At 66.7% G+C, this 5540-nt stretch carries 7 protein-coding genes and 1 pseudogene; 4 read left to right on the top strand and 4 right to left on the bottom strand.

All coding sequences use genetic code 11. The features are described from left to right. From K2Y56_RS25390 to hemB, 4 genes and pseudogenes are all read right to left on the bottom strand, one after another. Positions 1 to 338 (bottom strand): annotated as a pseudogene (locus K2Y56_RS25390) (arginyltransferase); the annotation flags it as partial. 108 nt (positions 339 to 446) lie between these two features. Further along, a complete protein-coding gene (locus tag K2Y56_RS25385; RefSeq protein ID WP_292514634.1) occupies positions 447 to 935 on the bottom strand; it encodes an RDD family protein in 489 nt (162 codons plus the stop codon). Positions 936 to 1012: 77 nt separating this feature from the next. Then, the gene (locus tag K2Y56_RS25380; protein ID WP_292514631.1) at positions 1013 to 1378 is read right to left on the bottom strand and encodes a hypothetical protein; all 366 of its coding nucleotides are present in this window, start codon (positions 1376 to 1378) and stop codon (positions 1013 to 1015) included. Then, positions 1375 to 2433 (bottom strand): porphobilinogen synthase, encoded by a 1059-nt coding sequence (gene hemB / locus K2Y56_RS25375; RefSeq protein ID WP_292514629.1) that lies wholly within the window; start codon positions 2431 to 2433, stop codon positions 1375 to 1377. Before hemB ends, K2Y56_RS25380 begins: the two co-directional genes overlap by 4 nt. A 169-nt stretch (positions 2434 to 2602) precedes the next feature. Between hemB and K2Y56_RS25370 the strand changes: the two genes are divergently transcribed. From K2Y56_RS25370 to K2Y56_RS25355, 4 genes are all read left to right on the top strand, one after another. Continuing rightward, entirely contained in the window at positions 2603 to 3100 is a 498-nt protein-coding gene (locus tag K2Y56_RS25370; RefSeq protein ID WP_292514626.1) for a hypothetical protein, read from the top strand. Between the two features lie 47 nt (positions 3101 to 3147). Then, the gene (locus K2Y56_RS25365) at positions 3148 to 4230 is read left to right on the top strand and encodes an enoyl-CoA hydratase/isomerase family protein (protein ID WP_292514623.1); all 1083 of its coding nucleotides are present in this window, start codon (positions 3148 to 3150) and stop codon (positions 4228 to 4230) included. Further along, positions 4227 to 4688, top strand: coding sequence for a DUF6163 family protein (locus K2Y56_RS25360; protein WP_292514621.1), 462 nt, complete (start codon positions 4227 to 4229; stop codon positions 4686 to 4688). Before K2Y56_RS25365 ends, K2Y56_RS25360 begins: the two co-directional genes overlap by 4 nt. Before the next feature lie 177 nt (positions 4689 to 4865). Further along, positions 4866 to 5363 (top strand): winged helix DNA-binding protein, encoded by a 498-nt coding sequence (locus tag K2Y56_RS25355; protein ID WP_292514637.1) that lies wholly within the window; start codon positions 4866 to 4868, stop codon positions 5361 to 5363. The last annotated feature ends 177 nt before the right edge of the window (positions 5364 to 5540 follow it).

Below are 5540 nucleotides of genomic sequence, written 5' to 3'. Positions count from 1 at the left end.
CGGAACAGGGTGTACTGCTCGGAGGAGGGGCGGTTAGGCTCGGGATTGCCGACGAGGTCGCCGTTCCGCTGCAGGATGCGACGATGGCTCGCGGACGGTACGAAATCCGCTACCACCACCCTTACTGACACGCAGGCCCTACAGGTCTCGCAGGCCGGCCGGTAGGCGATCGTCTGCGAGCGGCGGAAGCCGCCCTGGGTCAGGATCTCATTGAGGTCGCGGGCGCGGCGCCCGACGAGGTGAGTGAACACCTTCCGCTCCTCCTGGCCCGTCAGATAGGGGCACGGGGAGGGGGCGGTGAGGTAAAACTGCGGAGTGTCGCGCGGGTGGCTCGTCACGCTGGTCGTGGCCCTCGACAGGCCCGGGGCGAAGCACCGAGCCGGCTGAGTGTAACGGCTATGCTCGGCCGCTCAACTCCCTTGAGCGGCCCAGAATGCAGGATTTTCTCAGGAAGCGCGGATCACCGCGAGGCCGAGCAGCAGATCGTGGCCAAGACGCCGGTCCGCACGCATGAAGCCGAACAGCATGTCGACGAACCAGATCAGGAAGGTCGATAGCGCGACGTAGAACAGCAGCGCATGGACCGCCGCGGTGACGACGTCGATTCGCCGTCCGCTCTCGGGCGCGACGACGCGCAGCCCCATCATCCGCATGCCCCAGGTGGATTGCGCGGAACCGCCCACGGTCATGGCACTATAGATGATGCCGCTCGCCGGCAGCACGGCGAACAGGGTCCAGCCGAGGCCGAACGTCACCACGCCGATGAGCGTGATCAGGAGCGTGAGCAGAGCGGTGAAGCCGAAGATGAACAGAATGTCGAGCAGGTACGCGACGAAGCGCGCGCCGAGGCTCGCCCGCACGAGGGGCAGTGGCGTCGGCAGGCCATAGCCCGAGGTGCCGAGGCGATCGGAATAGCCGGTCGGGTTGTTCAACATCACCGCGCTCCATCGGGGGCGATCATCACGGTGAAACACATGGGGGCCCCGCAAAGCGGTCTCAAGAGCTTGAGCTCTTAAGGTTGCGCCCCGATCGGATCGGCCTTCAGGGCGTCGGGCGTATCGAGGTAGTAGTGCCGCAAGAGGTAGAGCTGGGCCTCGCCCAAAGGCCCGCGCTCGGTGGCGATGCCCGAGAGCACAGCACCACTGCCGAAGCTGCAGACCAACCAGCGCTGGCGGCCGTCGCGGGTGCCGATTCCGTAATCGACGCGCACGCTGTCGGCGGTGGGTCCCTGCGCCACCCGCAGGATGGTCAGAACGGCATCGGGCGGAGCGAGGGCAGGGACGGCGCGGCGACAGGTCGTCGCCCGCTGGCGGTCGACCGAGCTCGAACAGCCGCAAAATGCGACGAGGAGCGCCGCGGCGCCGAAACCCAACCTCACGCGCCGTCGCGCAGACGCTCGGCGACGCGGGGGGCGTAGTAGGTCAGGATGCCGTCGGCGCCGGCCCGCTTGAAGGCGAGCAGGCTCTCGACCATGGCGCGGGTGCCGTCGAGCCAGCCGTTGCGGGCGGCGGCCTCGATCATCGCATACTCACCCGACACCTGATAGGCGAAGGTCGGCACCCCGAACTCGTCCTTCACCCGGCGAATGATGTCGAGATAGGGCAGGCCCGGCTTCACCATCACCGAATCGGCACCCTCCTGGATGTCGAGGGCGACCTCGCGCAGGGCCTCGGTGCCGTTGCCCGGATCCATCTGATAGGTGCGCTTGTCCCCCACCAAAGCCGCGCTCGTGCCGATGGCGTCGCGGAACGGGCCGTAGAAGGCGCTCGCGTATTTCGCCGCGTAGGCCATGATCTGGACGTCGCGGAACCCCGCCTTGTCGAGCCCGGCGCGGATGGCGCCGACACGGCCGTCCATCATGTCCGAGGGGGCGATGATATCGGTGCCTGCCTCCGCCTGGATCAGGCTCTGCTCGACGAGGAGCGCCACGGTCTCGTCGTTGAGGATCGCGCCGTCGGAAAGAAGTCCGTCATGGCCATGGCTGGTGTAGGGGTCGAGGGCGACATCGGTCATGATGCCGATCTCCGGCACCGCCGCCTTCACCGCCCGCACCGCCCGGCAGACGAGATTTTCGCGGTTGAGCGACTCGGAGCCAGTCGGGTCGCGCAGGGACGGCTCGGTATAGGGGAAGAACGAGATCGCCGGGATGCCGAGGCGCGCCGCCCGCTCGGCCTCGCGCACGATCTCGTCGACGCTGAGTCGCTCGACGCCGGGCATCGAGGCGATCGGCTCGCGCCGGCCCTGCCCCTCGATCACGAAGAGCGGCCAGATCAGGTCGTCCACCGTCAGGGTATGCTCACGCACGAGGCGGCGCGACCATTCGGCCTTGCGGTTGCGACGGGGGCGTTGGGTAAGGCTCAGCGAGCCGCCGGGGCTGGTGGCCTGCGCGCTCTCGACGGCGATGGCGCGCGGTGTCGGGGACTCGTCGGGCATGGTTCGCGCTCGGCTCGGTCGATCGAAAACTTTCGCGAAGCGACCTAACACATCCGCGAAAGGCTCCGTAACCCGGCGCGACGAAGCCGTAGATCCGGCGCGGTTACACACCGTGCGGCAACAAAGGCTGGCCGAAACCTTTTTCCTATCGTCAAGGAGAGGAGAGGCGATGGTGGGCTACCGAGCATCATTGGGGATCGGCGTTGTCACCGGCATGCGAAGCATGACCGCCTGCGCCGCGCTGACTTGGGCGGCCTCGCAGGGGCGGACGCGGCCTCTTCCTGTCCCGATCCCCTCAGGCCCGGGCGCGCGGTTCCTCGCCACGGGTGCGGCCGTGGCAGAGATGGCAGGCGACAAGATGCCGTTCGCCCCCGATCGCCGCATCCCATCCTCCGTGGCCGTCAGGCTCGCTATCGGTGCCCTAGGGGGTGCCGCGCTGGCAGGGCGACAAGCCTCGCCGACGACAGGCGCGCTGGTCGGGATGCTGGGGGCGATCGCCGGCACGTTGATCGGCCGCGCTGCCCGCGGCGGCACGACACGCTCCGGCTCGGCCTGGGCGCGGGCCTTGGGCGAGGACATGGCGGCAGCCGGCCTCGCAGCTGCGGTGATCGGCTCCGCGGAGGAGCGGTCGGTCCGGACCGCCGTCGACGCCCAGCGAGACGATTGACGGAAAGCGTCGGAGTTCGTCTAAGCGGCACCGATGAGGACATGCCGATGACGGAAGGCTCCGGGCCGGACATCCTGTTCGAGGTGAGGGGTGCGGCGGGTCTCGTGACCCTGAACCGGCCCAGGGCGCTCAATGCGCTGACGCTGGCGATGGCAGACGCCATGCTGGCGCAACTCGACGCCTGGGCTGCAGACGACGCCGTGACCCGCGTCGTCGTAAGGGGCGCGGGTGGCCGCGCCTTCTGCGCCGGGGGTGACATCCGACAGATCTACGAACTCGGCCGGGAAGGTCGTCTCGATGAGGTCAGCGCGTTCTGGACCGCCGAATACCGCCTGGATGCCGCGATCAGGGCCTACCCCAAGCCCTATGTCTCGCTGATCGAGGGGATCGTCATGGGCGGCGGCGTCGGCATCTCGCTGCACGGCAGCCATCGCGTCGCCGCGGAGAATTACAGTTTCGCCATGCCGGAGGTCGGGATCGGCTTCTTTCCCGATTGCGGCACCACCTATGCCCTGCCGCGTCTCCCCGACCAGGCGGGCACCTATCTGGCTTTGACGGGAAACAGGATCGGCGCGTCGGACGCCCTCGCGCTGGGGCTCGCGACGCATTACTCCCCCGCGGCGAAGTTCGATACGATCCTGGACCTCCTCTGCGAAGGCGGCGATGTCGACGCGTCGCTCTCGCCCCACACGGCACAAGCGCCGGCACCGGGTCCGCTGCGTACCCAGCGCGCGCTCATGGCGACCGCCTTCTCCGCAGATACGGTGAGCGAGATCCTCGTCCGCCTCGACCGCATGGCGCCGGACTCGGCCTTCGCCGCCGAGACCGCCAGCCTGATGCGGACGCGCTCGCCCACGAGCCTCTGCATCGCCCGCGAGCAGATGCGCCGCGGCGCCGTGTCGAGCTTCGAGGAGGCGCAGCGGCTCGAATACCGGCTCGCGGTCAGGGCGACGGAGGGCGGCGACTTCTACGAGGGTGTTCGCGCAGCGATCGTCGACAAGGATGGGAAGCCCGCTTGGTCGCCGGCGACCCTTGCGGAAGTCGATCCCGATGCGATCGCCGCCCGCTTCGGCCCACTCGAACAGCCGGAGCCGGTGATCGGGCCGGAGTGGACGGGGCCCTTATCGTGAGGACGAACAGAAAACCTGGCACGGGCAGAAACGCCGACCCGCAGCCTCGCGGCGGCGACCGGATCGAGCGGGTCGCGCGGCCGCCTCAAACGGGCTGGGACGTGGTGCTGGTCTGGTTCATGCGGATGACCGCCCTCCTGTGGCTCGCTAAGGGCGCATGGGCCTGGGCACGCATCCTCGACGTCTGGCCCGGGGCGGTGCCCTTCGAGGCCGAACCCTACGGCCGGCAGACAGTCATCGTCTATTTCGCGGTGATCGACCTGATTGCGGCGGTCGGGCTCTGGCTCACAAGCGCATGGGGCGGCGTGGTGTGGCTGCTGGCGGCGACCAGTGCGTTGACCCTCGCCTTGTTGACACCCCAGCTTCTCTCGATGACGACACCTCTCATCGTAGCGCAAGCTAGTATTGTCGTGATCTACTTCATCTTTTCTTCATTAGCAGCCGGCGAGAACCGGTGAATCAAACGTTACGGCAATCGTTTCATCTTGTATTTACCTATACAGGTAAATTGCAAATTCATCCTATCGCTTAAATTGGCTTTCATTTCCGCCGCCTAAGTTCAATCCACAGACGGCATCGTACAGCGCGGTACCGGCACAACAACGGCGGTGAGGCATCCCATGAAATCCCAGGCAATGAAGGTCGTCGACAGCAACCCGTCAGCGGACAGCGCCACATCGACCGGTTCGTATCTGGAAGCTCTTCACCTGGTGGAACGGCTGCACCGTCGCCTGCTCGACGTCATCAAGGACGAGTTCGAGCGCCGCGACCGCGAGGACGTCAACAGCGTCCAGGCCCTGCTGCTCTACAACATCGGCGACAAGGAGCTGACCGCGAGCGAGCTCAGGACCAAGGGATATTACCTCGGCTCCAACGTGTCATACAACGTCAAGAAGCTCGTCGAAGCCGGCTATCTCCATCACGCTCGCTCGAAGACCGACCGTCGCTCGGTCCGGATCAGCCTGACCGACAAGGGCCGTCAGGTCCACGACATCATCCAGGCGCTCTACGACAAGCACGCCCGCACGATCCAGCCGATCGGCGGCATCTCGGACGACGATTTCGGCCGGCTCAACGTGGCGCTGAGCCGCCTGGAGCGCTTCTGGACGGATCAGATCCGTTATCGCCTGTGAAGGCCAGCCATCGTCCGTCGAGGAAAGGGCCGGACCGCGCATAGCAGTCCGGCCCTTCCTGATTCCATTAGATCACGTCAGCAATAAAAAGGGCGGCACCCTCGCGGATGCCGCCCATACAGCCTTTTAGCCGATCGAACCTTAGTTGAAGGTATCGATCTCGGCCGACTCGTAGCT

The sequence above is a fragment of the Methylobacterium sp. genome (genome assembly GCF_019745455.1).
Taxonomy (GTDB): domain Bacteria; phylum Pseudomonadota; class Alphaproteobacteria; order Rhizobiales; family Beijerinckiaceae; genus Methylobacterium.
Note: the sequence above shows the minus strand (reverse complement) of the source record. Positions and strands in the feature narration are given on the sequence as shown.

Coding starts and splice junctions, on each gene's coding strand:
- K2Y56_RS25385 (WP_292514634.1), bottom strand. CDS start 935: ATGTTGAACAACCCGACCGGCTATTCCGATCGCCTCGGCACCTCGGGC.
- hemB (WP_292514629.1), bottom strand. CDS start 2,433: ATGCCCGACGAGTCCCCGACACCGCGCGCCATCGCCGTCGAGAGCGCG.
- K2Y56_RS25370 (WP_292514626.1), top strand. CDS start 2,603: ATGGTGGGCTACCGAGCATCATTGGGGATCGGCGTTGTCACCGGCATG.
- K2Y56_RS25365 (WP_292514623.1), top strand. CDS start 3,148: ATGACGGAAGGCTCCGGGCCGGACATCCTGTTCGAGGTGAGGGGTGCG.
- K2Y56_RS25355 (WP_292514637.1), top strand. CDS start 4,866: ATGAAGGTCGTCGACAGCAACCCGTCAGCGGACAGCGCCACATCGACC.